Here is a 16673-nt window from a genome sequence, read left to right on the forward strand (position 1 = left end):
ATGACGATCAAGGCACGCAGGACGCTGGTCGCCGTCGCCGCGGTAGCCGGTGTGGCGGTCAGCTCCGGCTGCGGGCTCACGGTGGAGAAACTGCCGTTGCCGAAACCGGGTCAGGGCGGGGAGACCTACACGATCCACGCGGTCTTCGAGAACGCGCTGAACCTGCCCGACCAGGCGAAGGTGAAGATCGGTGGCTCGGATGTCGGCGTTGTCACCGACATCAAGACCAAGAACTTCCAGGCCGTCGTGGACTTGACCATCCGCAAGGACATCGAGTTGCCCAAGGGCAGCACGGCGGAACTGCGTCAGGCCACCCCGCTGGGTGATGTGTTCGTCGCGGTGTCCAAGCCCAGGACCGAGCCCGGCGCGGACATGCTGCACGACGGTGACACGCTCACCCTCGACAGCACCTCCGCGGGCGCGACCGTCGAGCAGCTGCTCATCTCGGTCTCCATGCTGTTCAACGGCGGCGGCATCGCCAGCCTGTCCAAGCTGGGTTCCGAGCTGGACTCCATCGTCGGCGGCCGCGGCGAGCAGCTCGCCCACCTGATCACCGAGATGACCGGCGTGGTCGGCAGTCTGAACGACAACTCCGCCCGGGTGGACAGTGTGCTCGGTGAGTTCAGCACCCTCGCCAACACCATCGAGGGCAGGCGGTCGGAACTCGGCGAGGTGGCCGACACGCTGCCGCAGATGATCGGCGCCATCGCCGAGAACAACCGGGCCCTCGGCGATCTGCTCGCCAAGTTGTCCACCGCCAGCGCCGCCCTCGGCGATTACGCGAACACCTCGACCGAGAGCTTGAACGGGCTGCTGGAGAACACCCACCAGCTGATGGACGCGATCGCCAAGACCGGCGACGGCTTCGGCGTCCTGCTCGATCGACTGCGGGTGCTGCGGCCGAAGGTCGACGCGACCTTCCGCGGCAGCAGCTTCGCGGTGTACGCGACCGCGACCAACCTGGACATCAGCGCGCTCACCGATCCGCAGCACGGCAAGCTCCAGGACCTCAACGACTTGCAGGACTTCGCGGGCAGCCTGATCCAGGTGCTGCAATTGGTGCAGGGCCGGGTGGGAGGACAGCGATGACCTCGGCGCGCAAACTGTTCGGAAGCAAGATCTTCCTGTCGAACGTGGGCCTGGTGCTCGTGCTGCTGGTCGGCGCGACATACCTGCTGCTGAACGTCATGCGGGTGAACCCGCTGCGTTCCGACTACACCGTCACGGTGAATCTGGATCGTTCCGGTGGTCTGCAACCGGGCAACGACGTGACGTTGCGCGGGTGGCGCATCGGCAAGGTGACATCGATCGAGCTGTCCGATCGCGGCCAGGCCATCGCCGCCACCGCGCAGATCGAGTCGAAGTACAAGATCCCGGTGGACACCCAGATCGCGGTGCAGGCCCTGTCGGGCGCGGGTGAGCAGTACATCGACTTCCGGCCGAATGCAGAACAGGGGCCGTTTCTGGCCAACGGCGCGGTGATCAAGTTCGATCCGGACAGGATCCACACGCCCACGCCGGTGTGGTCGGTGCTGGACAACTCCAGCGCCCTGATCGCGCAGATCAATCCGGAGCACTTCCAGGTCATCCTGAACGAGCTGGACATCGCGCTCAGCGGCGGCCCGGATCAGCTGCGCGGCCTGGTCAACGGGATCAGCCTGGCGACGGCGGGCTTGGACTCGTTGCTGCCGCAGACCACGAATCTGATCACCAATCTGCGCACCATCGCGAGTACCACGTCCAACGCACAGCCCGATCTGGCCACGCTGACCCGCAATTCCGGCGTGCTGTTCGAGCAGTTCAACAACGCGAACGCGGAATTGCAGCGCGTGCTGGACCAGGCGCCGGGCCAGCTCACCAGCCTCGGCGCGGTGGTGGACCGGACGGCCGATCCGATCACCAGCCTGGCGACCAACTTCCAGGCCATCACGAAGGCGGCGCAGCTGCGGCTGCCCGCGCTGCGCGCGCTGTTCCCCTCGCTCGCGCTCGGTGGCGAGGCGCTCGGCGTCCCGGCGCACGACGGCGAATTCCACGCGATGATCGACATCTGGCCGCGGCCGTTCTGCACCTACAACACTCCGAAGATGCGCAACGAGGTCGTGCAGGACGGCACGATCCCGATGTGGAACTACTGCGAGAACCCGCCGCCGGGTCAGCAGATCCGCGGCGCCGCCAACGCGCCGCGGCCCGACGTGCCCAACAACGGCGCGCACATGCCGCCGGGTGTGGATCCGAACGAGCGGACCCTGCCTCCGGTGCGGTGAGTCGTACCCCGCCCGGCGGTCCTCCCGCCGGGCGGGCATACTCGCCGGTGAAACGCGTAAGGTTCGCTGCCGCGGGCCGCTGAAGCCAATCGGTGCGCACCGATGCGCGCCGGGAAAGTGCAGGTTCTATCGATGTCTACCGACGACGCCGAGACCGACAAGGACGCCGAGACCACGGCCGCCACCTCCGACAAGGGCACCGACGCGGTATCCGGGAAGTCGGAGGACGCCGCCGGCGCGGCGAAGCCCGAGCTGTCCAAGGCGGAGAAGGCAGACAAGGCCGAGGCCGGCGCGAAGCCTGCCGCGAAGAGCGACTCGCCCAAGGCGGCGGCCTCCGCGGCCTCCGCACCGTCCGGCAAGTCCGCCTCGATTCCGCTGGTGGCCGCGTTCGTGGCCGGTGTGCTCGCGGTCGCCGCGATCACCGCGGTGGTGGTGTTCTTCTTGCAGGGCAAGGATCGCGGCGACAAGCTCGACGCGATCCGCGACTCCACGAGCGCCGCGTGCACATTCGGCAAGGACGTCTCGGTCTACGACTACTCGAAGAACCTGGACGACTACTTCACCACGGTGAAGGCCGGCTCGACGGGCGAGTTCCTCAAGGAGTTCGACGACGCGACCAAGGCGCTGAAAGACGCCATGGTGCAGGCACAGGTCAAGTCCTGGGCCGACGATGTGCAGTGCGGCTACCAGGCCGGTGACAAGACCTCGGCCAAGGTGCTGGTGACCCTCACGCAGTATCGGACCAACTTCACCCAGGCCAACCCCGAGCGGCAGTTCGTCGTGGTGATCGCCCAGCTGCAGAAGTCCGGCGACAAGTGGCTGGTCGAGAAGCTCGATTCGCCGATGCTGAAGGGTGCCGGTACCGGTCTGCCCGGCGCTCCCGCTCCGGGCGGGCCGCAGCAGGCGCCGTCCGGTCAGCCCGCGCCGTCTGGTCAGCCCGCACCGCAGCCGGGTAACTAGCCGAGCGCCTCCGGCGGTGGGCCGAGCCACCACCGCCGGAGGTCATTCGGGCAGCCTGCGACGATCCGGCGGATCAGAACAGCGTCAAAGCCTGTGGCGCCGACGGCGCGGCCGCCTTCCCCGCGGCCTTGTCTTTCGGCGCTTCCGGCGCCGTCGACGCTTCCTCCACAGTCACCGCGAGCATTTCCACGGTGTTCGCCTCGGCGACAGCCGCGGTGACCGCGGCCTGCCGAGCCGCTTCTCCGGCCAGCGCGTCGGCTTGCTCGTTGAAGTAGTTGCCGACATGACCACGGACCCAACGGAAGCGGACCGGCCCCGGCCTGCTCGAGATGGCCCGATCGATCTGCCGGACGAGTTCGACATTCTTCACCGCGCCACCGGTGGACGTGCGCCAGCCGTTGAGCCGCCAGCCCGACACCCATTCCGAGGCGCATTTGATCGCGTAGAGCGAATCGCTCTCGATGAGCAGGGGTTCGGACCCAGGGTGGGCGACGATCGCCTCCAGCACCGCGCGCAACTCCGCGACCTGGTTGGTTCCGGACGCGGCTCCCCCGCTGGCGGAGGAGCCCTGATGATTGACCCAAGCCCAGCCGATGGCGCCGCCGGGATTGCGGAGGCAGGATCCGTCGGTGCTCACGATGATCATGGGTGGCACCCTACGCAATCCGACCGACAAGATCGGTACCGTGGAATTCCTCTATCTCCCTCCGTAACCGGGCCTCCGTACGCCGCAGCGCCGATTTGACCGCGGCATCCACCAAGCCGGTGCTCAGGCGCCCGACCACTCCGCGAGGTGGACTGTACTCCGCCTCGGAGGTCAGCACCGAGCGTCCGTAACCGAGTGGGTCGAAGCGCAGCCGCAGCGTGCCGGAGAACCGTCCGCGCAGCGTATAGCCGATCACCGCGTTGTGGCGGTGTTCGGTGATCTCGCAGGTGGAAGTCGGTTGCCAGATCGCGAAGCGGGTGGTGGTGGCGAAGACCGCGCCGAGTCCGCGGTCCTGGTCGCCGGTCGGTACGAAGTCCGCGATGCCGAACATCCAATCCGGTACGAACAGATGGTTGTCCGTATAGCTGAAAGCGACCTCGACGGGCGCTCCGACGTCACTCGCGTACTTGATGTGGCCCATAGGCCCTCCCTGTCCCACGACTGACGTTAAAAGTACTACAGCTCTCCTCTTTATTCGAGGGCTCTGCGGGATTTTCGTCCGTTATTTCGCCAGGTTGCGACCGAATGGTTGCTTGGGAGGAAAGTCGTTCGCAGCGTCTTCAGAGCTGGTCGACGAGGTGCTCCGCGATCGGCATGGCCGAGGTCGCCGCAGGTGAGGGGGCGTTGAGCAGATGAACCGAGCGCTCGGTGCGCTCGATCATGAAGTCGTGCACCAGCGTTCCGTCCCGCAGCACCGCCTGGGCGCGAATGCCCGCCTCTCGCGGCCGCAGATCGGCGAGCGTCAGCTCCGGACAGTAGCGGCGGCACTGCTCCAGGTATCCGCGCTTGAACAGCGAGTTGCGCAGTTCCCGCACACCGGTGCGCACATTCGCCTTGGCGACGCGATGGAATCCGGTGTATCCGAGCACTTCCCGCGCGTCCCGCAGGTCGACACTGCCTTTGCGGTAGCCCTCTCGCGACAGTCCGAGCACGGCGTTCGGCCCCACGGTCAGCGCTCCGTCGATCGTCGGGCTCAAATGCACGCCGAGGAACGGCAATCTGGGATCCGGAATCGGATAGATCAATGTGCTGACCAGCCCGTTTCGCTCCTGCGGCAGCTGGTAGTACTCGCCGCGGAAGGGAACGATGCGAAAGTCGGTGCGCAGCCCGGCCGCCCGCGCCATCCGGTCGGCTTGCAGGCCCGCGCAGACCACAGCGCGGCGTGCCGTCCACGAGCCGGCCGGTCCCGCGGCGGTCACGGCATCCGAAGTCTCGGTGAGCGTGGCGACCTCGGCGCCCAGCACGAATTCACCACCCGCGCCGCGGACTTCCTCGGCGAGCGCTTCGGTCACCCGGGTGAAGTCGACGATGCCGGTGTCCGGGACGAAGAGGGCCCCAACGCCGGTGACGCGCGGTTCCCGCCGCGTGAGCTCCGCGGCGTCGATCAGTTCGACGGCCACGCCGTTGGTGATCGAGCGTTCGTGCAGCGCGAGCATGCGTTCGTATTCGGCGTCGTCCGTAGCGACCAGTAGTTTTCCGCAGACGCGGTGAGGAATGTCGTGGGCTGCCGCGAATTCCTTGGTCCAGCGAGCGCCCCGGCGGCACAGCGTGGCCTTCAGGCTGTCGGGCGGATAGTAGATACCGGAGTGGATGACTCCGCTGTTGTGGCCGGTCTGATGGGCGGCCAGCCGCTCGGCTTTCTCCAGCAGCACCAGGCTCGCACCGGGATTGCGCGCCAGGATCCGGTGCGCGGTCGCGACGCCGACGATGCCGCCGCCGATGACGCAGAAGTCGTAGGCGCTCATGCCGAGCAGGGTAAGCGGTAGCTCACACGGCGGTGGAATCCGCTCCGCCGTGCGCGGGCGCGCGTTCGGTGGTCCGCTGTCCGAGGTCACCGCTGGGTGCCGGCGTGGCGTGCCGGTTCAAGCGCAGGTCGTGCTCGCCCAGTCGCGGATCGGAGAACGCCATTCGCACTTCACCGCTGTGGGTATCGAGGTCGGTGCGCATTGTGGTCACGGCCGGCGTCTCCGACGCGGGGCCGGAGCGGAGATAACCCGGCAGCATGATCAAAGCGTTGGTATCCACGGTGACCGAGACGGTGTCGTCCTCGACCTGTGCGACCTGGGCGCCGACATAGGCGTCGCCGAATCGCACCTTGCCGCCGACAGGTGTGGGGGCGGGTGGCGCGGAGGGCGAATCCACGTGCGGCGCGGTGCTTTCCGGCCTGGCGGTTTCCGGCTCGGCGGCACGCGGAACCGAAGTAGCCGCGGGCAGGACGAAACTGGTACCGGTCAGCACCGGATAGGGGGTGTACCGGCGGCCATGGTCGGGCTCGTCCGGGGTGGCCGGAGTGACCGGCGCGGCGATCCGCGTGGCCGGGCGCTGCATATCGGCGATCTGCTGCACGACATACGCGCCCGCCACGACGGTCAGGCTCAAGCTGGCGGCACCGGCGAGCACGATGGCGGCATGCCGCGCGACCTGGGCAGGTCGATGTGCTGTCACGATGCGTTCCTTTCGCTGCGACGCTGCTCCCCACAGCGACCAGCACCCGGGGAAGCTGTACGCCCGTTCAGATTACCCGTGGGGTCGGGCGGGTTGCCGCATCGAAGAGAGCAGGATCACAGCCGGCGTGGCGAAAGACGGCGTGGTCGCGATGGGATGACCAGGCGTCACCGCGCCGTAGATGGCGTCGATGTTTCCGTGAACGCACCGACGGGTAAATAGTCGGGTAGCTGGCGAGCGCCATTCTCGACTGCCACTCGAGACACCCGGCCAACGGCGTCCGGCCGTCGACATGAACACGGCGCACCCAAGTGTGGCGCTCGCCCGCTCCGAAGCGTCGTCGACGGGCCGGGTGTAGACGAGTCAGGCGAACTGGCCCGCTGCCCTTCCCGCACCGGTCGGGCCAGCGAAAGCCTGTGCGAGAGTGAGCCATTCCGCGGCGTCGTCGCCGTGCGTCACGAGCGCCAGATCGTCGGGATGGCGGCGTTGGGTCACCAGCATGCAGAAATCGAGCGCCGGTCCGGTCACGCGCTGTTCGGCGTCCTCGGGCCCCCACCTCCAGATCGTGCGATCCGGCGCGGTCAATTCGACCCGGAATTCCGCTGCGGGCGGCGTCTTTCCGTGCACGGTGTAGGCGAAGTTCCTGGTGCGCACGCCGATATGGGCAACGGTGCGCAGCCGCGCCGTGGGCGTGCGGTGTACACCGAGCGCATCGGCCACATCCTGCCCGTGCGCCCAGGTCTCCATGATGCGGGCGCTGATCATCGACGCGGCGCTCATCGGCGGACCGAACCACGGCAACTTGACGCCCGCGGGCGCGGCGCGCAGCGCGGCGATGAGCGAGGCGCGTCCGCGCCGCCATCGATCCAGCAGATCGGCGGGCGGTTCGGTCGCGGCCTTCTCGGCGGCCTCGTCGACGAACGTGAGCGCACGTGGCCCCGCTTCGGTCAGCAACTCCCCGAAGCGCGCGGCATCCGCGGTGGCGATCGTCGCGATCTCGTCGGTCCAGGCCAGATGGCCGATCTGATGGGCGATGGTCCAACCGGGCGCGGGTGTGGCGCGTGCCCACTCCTCGGGGGCCAACGGGCCGACGAGTCGTTCGAGGTCCGCGCATTCGTCGGCGAAGTCGCCGAGCAGCGCCTCCAGATCAGCCATCAGTTCCCCTGCCGCTACCGGGCGCACCGCCTCGTGCGCCACCGGGTCCAGCATCGCAGCGAGACCAAAAAAAGGCAAGCATGCTTGTTTTATATTGCTCGGCGTGGGCCCGCTACCAGCCGAAAATCAGCAGGTGGGCGGCTCCCACCGCGAGCCCGAGGACCGCACCGTGCAGATACAACAGCCACGCGTCCTGTTCCACGGACGCGTAGAACATCTCCATGAACTCCCCCGGCGTGAGCCGCCGCAACTTGCGCGCCGCGAATTCATCGATGGTCTTGGCCTGCTCCCGGTTGAACTCCTCGTCCTCGACCAGGGTCGGAGCCAAGCCGACCGCCGCGCCCGCCGCGCCCACCGTGAGGTTGTCGAACTGGCGGCGTCCCAGGGCGGCCCGCACCAGTGTGGTGGTCGGACCGAGCTGACGATTGATCTCGTCGGCGATCAAGCGCTCCAGCAGCTGCCTGGTCTTGTCCCCGTTCGGGCCCTCCAGCAGTTCCTTGGACAAGTTGGGCAGCGTCAGCACCTGGTAGGCCAGGATGTGCGCCAGATCGGTGGCCGCCTGCGGCTGCCGTTTCGCCAGCAGCGCTTGCTTCCACAGGTACTTGTACCTCGGTTGCGGATCGCCCGGCTCGAACACCATCTTCACCGCGATGACGTTCACGATCACACCGATCGCCGCGGAGGCGAGCAGTACGATCACCCAGCCCGGCACCCAGCCCAGCACCGGAATGTTCTGGTGCACATGCATGTACAGCGCCAGCAGCACGCCGAAGGGCGCGCCGAGCAAACCGACACGGACCATGAACCGCAGCTCGGGTGCCGCGATGGTGGTGGTGAGGTCCTTCAGGATGGTCGGGTTGTCCTCCAGGTAACGGATCACGAAGCCCTTGATGCCGATCAGCTGGTCGACGTTGTCGCCGAGCGAGGCGAACGCGCGACGCGACAGGGCGGGCAGTTCGCGATCCACCCGCTGGTAGATCAGCTGCTTGGCGGCGCGCGGCACGGTGCGCCACAGGTCCGGGTTGTCCCGGTACATCAGCTCGTCCACAAGCGGCCGCACCTGCTCCCGCGCCAGCACCGCGATGTAGTCGGCGATACCGTCGAGATCGAGTTCGTGGATGAAGTCCTTCGGACTGCCGATCCGCATCAGCGCCTTGTCCACGCAGATGCTGGCCATCTTCTCCGCGCGTGCCGGGATGAAGCCCTGGAAGCCGAGGCGGCGGCCGTCGCCGGAAAAGGTCGGCAGCACCTGGACCCGCCGCGGGAAGTACGGGTAGAGCACGTGCAGGCCGGGAATGCGAACGCCGCGAAACCGGATCGGCCAGAAGAGCATCAGCACGCCGGTCCAGTTGGTCAGCCAGCCCGCCAGCGCGCTGAAGATCGGAAACGTGATCAGGTCGACCACGAACTTCGGCTGCCCGGTCAAGCTCTCCCAGTCGATGAACACGCCAGCGGCGAGCGACGACATCGATGGGACTCCCTAAGCCGATCCGGCGGTACCGCCGGTATGAGATACCAAGGCCCCCACGTTCTCATTGCCTTGGACGAGGTGTCAACGCGAAGCGGGACTTCGCCGTCAGCGAACGGACCGGTCGGGGCGGAACAAACCCGGATACCCCGGGGTTGAGTAGGCATCGCTCAACTTTTGGAAGGGTCGAAGACGTGACTACACCACAGAACCTGCCGGTGCTGTTCCTGACCGATCCGATCGTGCTGCCGGGCATGGTCGTGCCCATCGAACTGGACGAATCGGCGCAGGCCGCGATCGATGCCGCACGGGCCGCGAAGACCGAAGCCGTGCTGCTCGCGCCGCGGTTGAACGAGGGCTACGCCACCTACGGTGTGGTCGCCACCATCGAACAAGTCGGCCGTATGCGCGGCGGAGCCCCGGCGGCCGTCCTCAAGGCCGAACGGCGCGCCAAGATCGGGCACGGGGTCACCGGCCCGGGCGCCGCGCTGTGGGTCGAGGCCGAGCCGGTCGAGACGCCCGCCCCCGACGGCCGCACCAAGGAACTGGCCGCGGAGTACAAGAAGCTGGTCGTCTCGGTGCTGCAACGCCGCGAGGCCTGGCAGATCATCGACGCGGTCAATCAGCTGACCGATCCGTCGGCCATCGCCGACACCGCGGGCTACGCCCCGTACCTGACCGCTGACCAGAAGCGGGAGCTGCTCGAGACCCCCGACGTGGCCGAGCGGCTCACCACGCTGATCGAGTGGACCAAAGCGCACATCGCCGAGGCCGAGATCAGCGAGAAGATCAGCGAGGACGTTCGCGAGGGGATGGAGAAGAGCCAGCGCGAATTCCTGCTGCGCCAGCAACTCAACGCCATCCGCAAGGAACTCGGCGAGGACGAGCCGGACGGCGCGGACGACTACCGCACCCGCGTCGAGCAGGCCGATCTGCCCGGCAGCGTTCGTGAGGCGGCGCTGCGCGAAGTCGGCAGACTGGAGCGCGCCAGCGATCAGAGCCCGGAATCGGGCTGGATCCGGACCTGGCTGGACACCGTGCTGGAGTTGCCGTGGACGGTGAAGACCACCGACAGCACCGACGTCTCGGCCGCCCGCGCCGTCCTGGACGCCGACCACCACGGCTTGGACGAGGTGAAGGACCGCATGGTCGAGTACCTGGCCGTCCGTGCTCGCCGCGCCGCCCGCGGCCTGGAGGTCGTCGGCGGACGCGGGTCCGGCGCGGTGCTGGTGCTGGTCGGTCCGCCCGGCGTCGGCAAGACCTCGCTGGGTGAATCCGTCGCGCGCGCTCTCGGCCGAAAGTTCGTCCGCGTGGCCCTGGGCGGCGTGCGCGACGAAGCCGAGATCCGCGGGCACCGCCGTACCTATGTCGGCGCGCTGCCCGGCCGCATCGTCCGCGCCATGAAGGAAGCCGGTTCGATGAACCCGGTGGTCCTGCTGGACGAGATCGACAAGGTCGGCTCGGACTTCCGCGGCGACCCGGCGGCCGCCCTGCTCGAGGTACTGGACCCGGCGCAGAACCACACCTTCCGCGACCACTACCTGGATCTGGACCTCGATCTGTCCGACGTGCTGTTCATCGCGACCGCGAACGTCATGGAGACCATCCCCGGCCCACTGCTGGACCGGATGGAACTGATCACCGTCGACGGCTACACCGAGGACGACAAGGTGGCCATCGCGCGGGACTTCCTGGTGCCGCGGCAACTGGAGCGCAATGCGCTGACCGCCGCGGAGGTGACGATCAGCGAGGAGGCGCTGCGCGAGGTCGCGGCCAACTACACCAGGGAGGCGGGCGTCCGGCAGATGGAACGGCTGATCGCCAAGGCGCTGCGCAAGGCGGCCACCCGGTTGTCCGAGCGCGCAACCGTCCCCGCGGCGGCGGGTTACGACCCGGACCTGGGTTATGAGGTGGATACCGACACCTTGACGATCGGTCTCGCCGACTTGAAGGACTACCTGGGTCGCCCGCGCTTCACCCCCGACTCGGTCGAACGCACGGCCGTCCCAGGGGTGGCCACCGGCCTCGCCGTGACCGGCGCAGGCGGTGACGTCCTCTACATCGAGGCGAACGCCGCCGAGGGGGAGCGCTCGCTGACCCTCACCGGCCAGCTCGGCGACGTCATGAAGGAGTCCGCGCAGATCGCCCTGACCTACGTGCGCTCGCACCTGGAGGAGATCGGCATCGAGCCGACGGTGCTGGATCGCAATATCCACATCCACTTCCCGGCCGGCGCGGTCCCCAAGGACGGCCCGTCCGCGGGCGTCACGATGGTCACCGCCCTGGTGTCGCTGGCGCTGGGACGGCAGGTGCGATCGGACGTCGGCATGACCGGTGAGGTCACGCTGAACGGACGGGTGCTGCCGATCGGTGGCGTGAAGCAGAAACTGCTCGCCGCTCAGCGGGCCGGATTGAAGACGGTGTTCATCCCGGCGCGCAACGAGCCGGATCTGGACGACGTCCCGGCGGAAGTGCTGGCCGCGCTGGATGTCCGCCCCGTCGCCGACGTGGCCGACATCCTCGCCTACGCCATCGAACCGGTGGCCGAACCAGCGTTGGGGCCTGCCTTCGCGGCTACCGCCTGACCTGGGCTGGAACGGCCGGGCACGGAAACTCCGTGCCCGGCCGTTCGCATGCCGCGCATCGGACGGCACTTCTCATCGCGGCGCAGTTGGTCAGCCGGCGGTATTCGCAACGGTCAGATCGGCTTCCGCCAGCCGGGTGGTGCCCTGGGCCACCGCGCACAGAACGGGTTCGCGGCCCGAGCTTTCCGCATAGATCTCGCAATGGGCGACCGCTTGGCGGCGCGTCGCGCCGGTGACAGCTGCCTCGACGCGCAAACGCTCGCCCGCCGCGGGGCGGAGGTAGGTGATGGTGACACCGCCGGTGAGCACATTCGCGCCGAGCAGCGTACCGGCGGCGAAGGTGAGGGCGTTGTCGGCGGCGTAGGCGAGCACGCCGCCGTGCACGTAACCGAATTGCTGGGTCAATTCGCGGCGGAGGGGGACGATCAGGGTGGCCGCGCCGTCGCCGAACGCGGTGATCTGGGTGCCCACCAGGGTGGCGAAGGGCTGCGCCGCCAGTATCTTCTCGGCGCTGTCCAGGTCGAGGGCCATGGTTGTCGTCATCGGGAGACCTCCGCTGCGGCTCGGGTGCGATCGGCGGCGAGGGCGAGCCAGGCGGCGTCGGCGAGTTCGCCCGCGACTTCGGCAGGGCCGACGCGCATTTCGCCGCCCAGCCACTGTCGCGTGTATTCCTGCGCCGGACCCAGCCACAGCGCGTAGACCAGATCGATCGGAAGATCACGCACCGCCCCGTATCCGGCGTGCGTGCGCCACCACCGCGTTACGTCGGAAAGGAAGCGGCGATTGCTCTCGCTCTCGCGCACCCCCGGCGGACGCGCGGAGGTGAGCACGGTTGCGCGGTATTGATTCTCGCCGACCCACCGCAGGTGCTCGCGCACGCCCTCGGTGACGCCCGCGCGCGCGTCGGTGCTGTCGCCGACCGCTGCCCAGAAATGCTCCTGGTAGTCCGCGAGCGCGTTGGCCCACACCTGCCGGTACAGGTCGGCCTTGTCCGGGAAGTGGTGATAGAGCGCGCCGACGCTGGCGCCCGCCGCGGCGCGGATCTGCGTCAGCGTCGCGTCGAGCGCCCCGTGCTCGGCGAACTGGCGCTCGGCCGCCAACAGCAACCGATCTCGAATCTTCATAACCAGAATTTAGTTCTGTTCGGTGATCCGCGCAATGCGCGATGTCGCAGCACTGGGGTAAGAACGGAGTGTGGCCAGATGGCTGTTGCACGTCGATCTCGACCAGTTCCAGGCGGCGGTGGAGTTCCGCCGCCATCCGGAACTGCGGGGACTGCCGGTCATCGTCGGCGGCAACGGCGATCCCACCGAACCGCGCAAGGTGGTGACCTGCGCGTCCTATCCGGCGCGCGCGTTCGGCGTGCGGGCCGGGATGCCGCTGCGCAGCGCCCAGCGCAAGTGCCCCGAGGGGGTGTTCCTTCCGCTCGACATGACCGCCTACGAGGACGCCTCGGACGAGGTCATGGCGCTGCTGCGGACGTTTCCGGGACGGGTCGAGGTGTGGGGCTGGGACGAGGCGTTCCTGGCCGCCGACACCGACGACCCGGAGGCCCTCGCCCAGCGGGTGCGCGGCGCCATCGCCGGACTCGAACTGACCTGCTCGATCGGCATCGGTGACAACAAACTCACCGCCAAGCTCGCGACCGGGTTCGCCAAGTCGGCGGGCAAGTCGTCGGCCGAGCCCGACGCCGGTGCGGGCGCCGCGGCGGGCGTCTTCCGGCTCACCGCCGAGAACTGGACGGAAGTGATGGCCCATCGCCCGACAGACGCGCTGTGGGGTATCGGCACGCGCATCGCAGCGCGTCTGGCCGAGCTGGGCATCCGAACCGTCGGCGATCTGATGGCCGCCGACCGGCATCGTCTCGCCGCGGAGTTCGGGCCGAACACCGGGCCGTATCTCTGGGTGCTCGGCCACGGCAAAGGCGATACGGACGTCACCACCGAACCGCGGATACCCGTGGGCCGCAGCAAGTCCGAGACGTTCCCGCACGACCTGACCGATCCCGGCGAGATCCGTGCGCAAGTGGCGCGGCTGGCCACCGAGGTCGCCGAGGAGATGGCCGCGGCGGGCCGGATCGGCACCCGGGTTTCCGTGACGGTGCGCACCAACACCTTCTACACCCGCAGCAAACAGGAGAAACTGCCCGAACCGACCATCGACGTCGCGCGGATCGCCGAGACCGCGCTGCGCATCATCGAACGGTTCGACCTCGACCGCCCGATTCGTCTGCTCGGCGTCCGGCTCGAACTCCTGCCGCAGTAGCTCCCAGACCCTCGTATGCTCGTGCGCATGGAGTTCTGGGCGATGGTGGCACACGAGACGGACAGCGGGATCGTCCTGACCCGGCAGCAGGTCAACGAGGATTTCCTCGGGCCGGGCGACGTGACGATCAAAGTGCACTACTCGAGTGCGAACTACAAGGACGGTCTGGCGATCACCAAGGGCGGCGGGGTGGTGCGCAACTACCCGATCGTGCCCGGGATCGATCTCGTGGGCGAGGTGGTCGAGTCCGCCGACGACGATTTCGCCCCCGGCGACCAGGTGATCGCGCACGGATACGACATCGGGGTTTCGCACAACGGCGGCTTCGCCGAATACGCCAGGGTGCCGGCCGAATGGGTGGTCAAGCTGATGGACCTGAGTCCCCGTGACGCGGCCGCGCTCGGCACCGCGGGGTTCACCGCGGCCCTGAGCGTGCAGGCCCTGCTCGATCGCGGCCTCACCCCCGACGCGGGCCCGGTGCTGGTCACCGGCGCGACCGGCGGGGTCGGCAGCGTGAGCATCGATATCCTCTCCGGCCTCGGCTTCGAGGTGATCGCTTCCACCGGCAAGACCGACGCGAACGATCTGCTCAGCGAGATCGGCGCGAACGAGGTGATCGGCAGGTTGCCCGAAGATCCGAACGCCAAGCCGCGGCCGTTGACCAAAGCGCGGTGGGCCGCGGCCGTGGACAGCGTCGGCGGCGCCTCGCTCGCCTACGTGCTGAGCGCCATCGGATATGGCGGCGTGGTTGCGGCCAGCGGACTCACCGGCGGAGCGGAACTGCCCACCACGGTGATGCCGTTCATCCTGCGCGGCGTCGCGCTAGAGGGCATCGACTCGGTCAATCTCCCGATCGACCGTCGCCGGGAGGTATGGTCCCGGCTCGGCAAAGAGCTTCGCCCGCAGCACCTGTCGTCCCTGGTCAACCACGCTCCGATCACCGAGGCCGAGAAGGTGTTGCGCTCCATCCAAAGCGGCAACCACCGCGGGCGCACCGTGATCGGCGTCCTCGGCGAATTCTGAGCCGCCGGTTCTTCGGCGTACTTCGGTAGGGCTCGGACAAATCCGCACCCCAGCGGACGCAGCGACGTAGGAACCGGCGAAGCCCGGCTCGAACGAATCGAGCCGGGCTTCGCTGATCGATCTCCCGCTGCGAAGGACTACGCGCGATGACTTCGCACCGTGGATGGTGCGCGAGCCGAACACGCCGCGCGGGGGAAGACGCTGCCACCGTCGCGGGGCCTGATCCGATACGGTTCTTCGGCAAGCATGTGATCGCACCGGCCGAGAGGCGAACTTCGTTGTCCGCGAATCTGTTCTGGCGTTCGATGTCGATAGTGGCGGTTTCCGCGCTACTCGCCGCGCCCACGTACAGCCGGGCCGATCCGGTGGCCGACCCGCAGCCGAACAGCTCGGACCGGTTCTATCACCAGACGCTCGAATGGAAACCGTGCGGCGTCGAGAACCTGGACAAGGCCGGGGGCGAGTGCGCGAACGTCCAGGTGCCGCTCGACTACGCGCGGCCCGGCGATCGCACGATCAACCTGGCGATCTCCCGGGTGAAGGCGAGCGATCCAGCGCGGCGGCGGGGAATCCTGCTGTCCAATCCCGGCGGTCCGGGCGGCCCGGGACTGGACAGTGTGGACCTGCTCGGCGATGTGCTGTCGCCGGACGTGCTGGCGAGCTACGACCTGATCGGGATGGATCCGCGCGGGGTCGGCGAGTCCAGCCGAAGCCCGCGGTGCGGGTGGCCGGTCGGCGAGATGATCCGGTCGGCGGGCCTCGACCCGCTCGGCTTCGTGCACGACACCGTCCAATCCGCCGGCATGGCCGCCACGTGCGTGGTTCGCGATCCAGAGCTGGTGCGGCAGTTCACCACTCGCAACACGGCGCGGGACATGGACGTGGTCCGAGCCGCCTTGGGCGAGCAGAAGGTCAACTTCTACGGCTTGTCCTACGGCACGTATCTCGGGGCGGTGTTCACCCAGATGTTCCCGGAGCGCAGTGATCGAATCGTGCTCGACAGCGCTATCGACCCGGACCGGTACTGGGAGGGCTTGGTCCAGGACTGGGGTCCCTCGGACGAGATCGCGCTGGACGATTGGGCGGTGTGGGCCGCAGCCCGGGACGAAGAGTTCCGGCTCGGTGCGACGCCGCAGCAGGTGCGCGCGAAGGTCGAGGAGCTGGTCCGCGTCGTCAACCGCAGGCCGATCGTCATCGATGACTTCGCGATCGACGACCACTGGCTGCCGTTCATCCTGCACTCCTTGCTGTGGAACTTCCGGCTGAACGAACCGTTGGCCGCGACGGTGCGCGAGCTCGCCGACGACGCAGGCGGCCCGCCCACCGCCTCGCGCACGCCACGGCTGCGCGCCATCGTGGCGGCGCTGCGGGACAACGAGAACTCCGTCCTGGCGCAGATCGCCTGCGGCGATGTCGGCGCACCCATCGATCCCACGTGGTACTGGCGCAACATCGAGGAGAGCCGGGCCACGCAACCGGTGTTCGGCGCGCTGGCGGGCAACATCCAGCCGTGTGCCTTCTGGCCTCGGCCGGTCGAACCGCCGACGGTGGTCCGGAATGCGGTGCCCGTGCTCATCGTGCAGGCGGCGGGAGATCCGCGCACTCCGTACGCCCACGCCGTCCGGCTGCACGAGTATCTGTCGGCCTCGCGGATGGTCACCCTGGAAGACGTCCGCATCCACATGACCTTCCGGCCCGAGTTGAGCAGCTGTGTGAACCACGCGATCAACGCCTATTTCGGCGCGGGAACCCTGCCGGACACCGACACCACCTGCACCGCGGACCGGACGGAGAGCTAGGAC

At 68.2% G+C, this 16673-nt stretch carries 15 protein-coding genes; 7 read left to right on the forward strand and 8 right to left on the reverse strand.

The genetic code is table 11. The features are described from left to right. From ABZ803_RS21875 to ABZ803_RS21885, 3 genes are all read left to right on the forward strand, one after another. The gene (locus tag ABZ803_RS21875; RefSeq protein WP_357041100.1) at positions 1-1089 is read left to right on the forward strand and encodes an MCE family protein; all 1089 of its coding nucleotides are present in this window, start codon (positions 1-3) and stop codon (positions 1087-1089) included. Continuing rightward, the gene (locus tag ABZ803_RS21880; protein ID WP_062966825.1) at positions 1086-2264 is read left to right on the forward strand and encodes an MCE family protein; all 1179 of its coding nucleotides are present in this window, start codon (positions 1086-1088) and stop codon (positions 2262-2264) included. The genes ABZ803_RS21875 and ABZ803_RS21880 overlap by 4 nt, the downstream gene beginning before the upstream one ends. A gap of 132 nt (positions 2265-2396) precedes the next feature. Beyond that, the gene (locus ABZ803_RS21885) at positions 2397-3224 is read left to right on the forward strand and encodes a hypothetical protein (protein ID WP_357041104.1); all 828 of its coding nucleotides are present in this window, start codon (positions 2397-2399) and stop codon (positions 3222-3224) included. 73 nt (positions 3225-3297) lie between these two features. Here ABZ803_RS21885 and ABZ803_RS21890 read toward each other — a convergent pair whose 3' ends face one another. The 6 genes from ABZ803_RS21890 to ABZ803_RS21915 all read right to left on the reverse strand — a co-directional run bounded on the left by ABZ803_RS21890 (position 3298) and on the right by ABZ803_RS21915 (position 8998). Next, positions 3298-3870 (reverse strand): ribonuclease H, encoded by a 573-nt coding sequence (locus ABZ803_RS21890; protein WP_063050315.1) that lies wholly within the window; start codon positions 3868-3870, stop codon positions 3298-3300. Between the two features lie 10 nt (positions 3871-3880). Then, entirely contained in the window at positions 3881-4351 is a 471-nt protein-coding gene (locus ABZ803_RS21895) for an SRPBCC family protein (RefSeq protein WP_040871272.1), read from the reverse strand. A gap of 139 nt (positions 4352-4490) precedes the next feature. Then, complete coding sequence (lhgO, locus tag ABZ803_RS21900; protein ID WP_357041109.1) at positions 4491-5675, reverse strand: L-2-hydroxyglutarate oxidase; 1185 nt, start codon at positions 5673-5675, stop codon at positions 4491-4493. Positions 5676-5697: 22 nt separating this feature from the next. Next, on the reverse strand, positions 5698-6375 hold the full coding sequence (locus ABZ803_RS21905) for a hypothetical protein (protein WP_357041112.1): 678 nt from the start codon (positions 6373-6375) through the stop codon (positions 5698-5700). Positions 6376-6738: 363 nt separating this feature from the next. Next, positions 6739-7530 carry a TIGR03084 family metal-binding protein gene (locus ABZ803_RS21910; protein WP_357041337.1) on the reverse strand — a complete coding sequence of 264 codons (792 nt, stop codon included), beginning with the start codon at positions 7528-7530 and terminating at the stop codon, positions 6739-6741. Between the two features lie 112 nt (positions 7531-7642). Then, positions 7643-8998: a hypothetical protein gene (locus ABZ803_RS21915; RefSeq protein WP_357041115.1), complete on the reverse strand. Its 1356-nt coding sequence runs from the start codon at positions 8996-8998 to the stop codon at positions 7643-7645. 254 nt (positions 8999-9252) lie between these two features. On the opposite strand from ABZ803_RS21915, the gene lon reads away from it, so the two are divergent. Next, positions 9253-11583, forward strand: a complete 2331-nt coding sequence (gene lon / locus ABZ803_RS21920) for an endopeptidase La (RefSeq protein WP_357041341.1) — start codon at positions 9253-9255, stop codon at positions 11581-11583. 90 nt (positions 11584-11673) lie between these two features. Here the strand turns inward: lon and ABZ803_RS21925 are convergent, their stop codons facing one another. Both ABZ803_RS21925 and ABZ803_RS21930 read right to left on the reverse strand, forming a co-directional pair. After that, positions 11674-12126, reverse strand: coding sequence for a PaaI family thioesterase (locus ABZ803_RS21925; RefSeq protein ID WP_357041118.1), 453 nt, complete (start codon positions 12124-12126; stop codon positions 11674-11676). After that, a complete protein-coding gene (locus tag ABZ803_RS21930; RefSeq protein WP_357041121.1) occupies positions 12123-12707 on the reverse strand; it encodes a TetR family transcriptional regulator in 585 nt (194 codons plus the stop codon). Before ABZ803_RS21930 ends, ABZ803_RS21925 begins: the two co-directional genes overlap by 4 nt. Before the next feature lie 70 nt (positions 12708-12777). Here ABZ803_RS21930 and ABZ803_RS21935 point away from each other — a divergent pair, with 70 nt between their 5' ends. The 3 genes from ABZ803_RS21935 (at position 12778) to ABZ803_RS21945 (ending at position 16670) form a co-directional block, all read left to right on the forward strand. Beyond that, positions 12778-13848, forward strand: a complete 1071-nt coding sequence (locus tag ABZ803_RS21935; RefSeq protein WP_357041124.1) for a DNA polymerase IV — start codon at positions 12778-12780, stop codon at positions 13846-13848. Positions 13849-13875: 27 nt separating this feature from the next. Next, entirely contained in the window at positions 13876-14871 is a 996-nt protein-coding gene (locus ABZ803_RS21940) for an oxidoreductase (RefSeq protein ID WP_357041127.1), read from the forward strand. A gap of 278 nt (positions 14872-15149) precedes the next feature. After that, positions 15150-16670, forward strand: a complete 1521-nt coding sequence (locus ABZ803_RS21945; RefSeq protein ID WP_357041129.1) for an alpha/beta hydrolase — start codon at positions 15150-15152, stop codon at positions 16668-16670. Positions 16671-16673 lie beyond the last annotated feature (3 nt).

The organism is Nocardia sp. NPDC047648 (genome assembly GCF_040642815.1).
GTDB lineage: Bacteria > Actinomycetota > Actinomycetes > Mycobacteriales > Mycobacteriaceae > Nocardia > Nocardia gamkensis.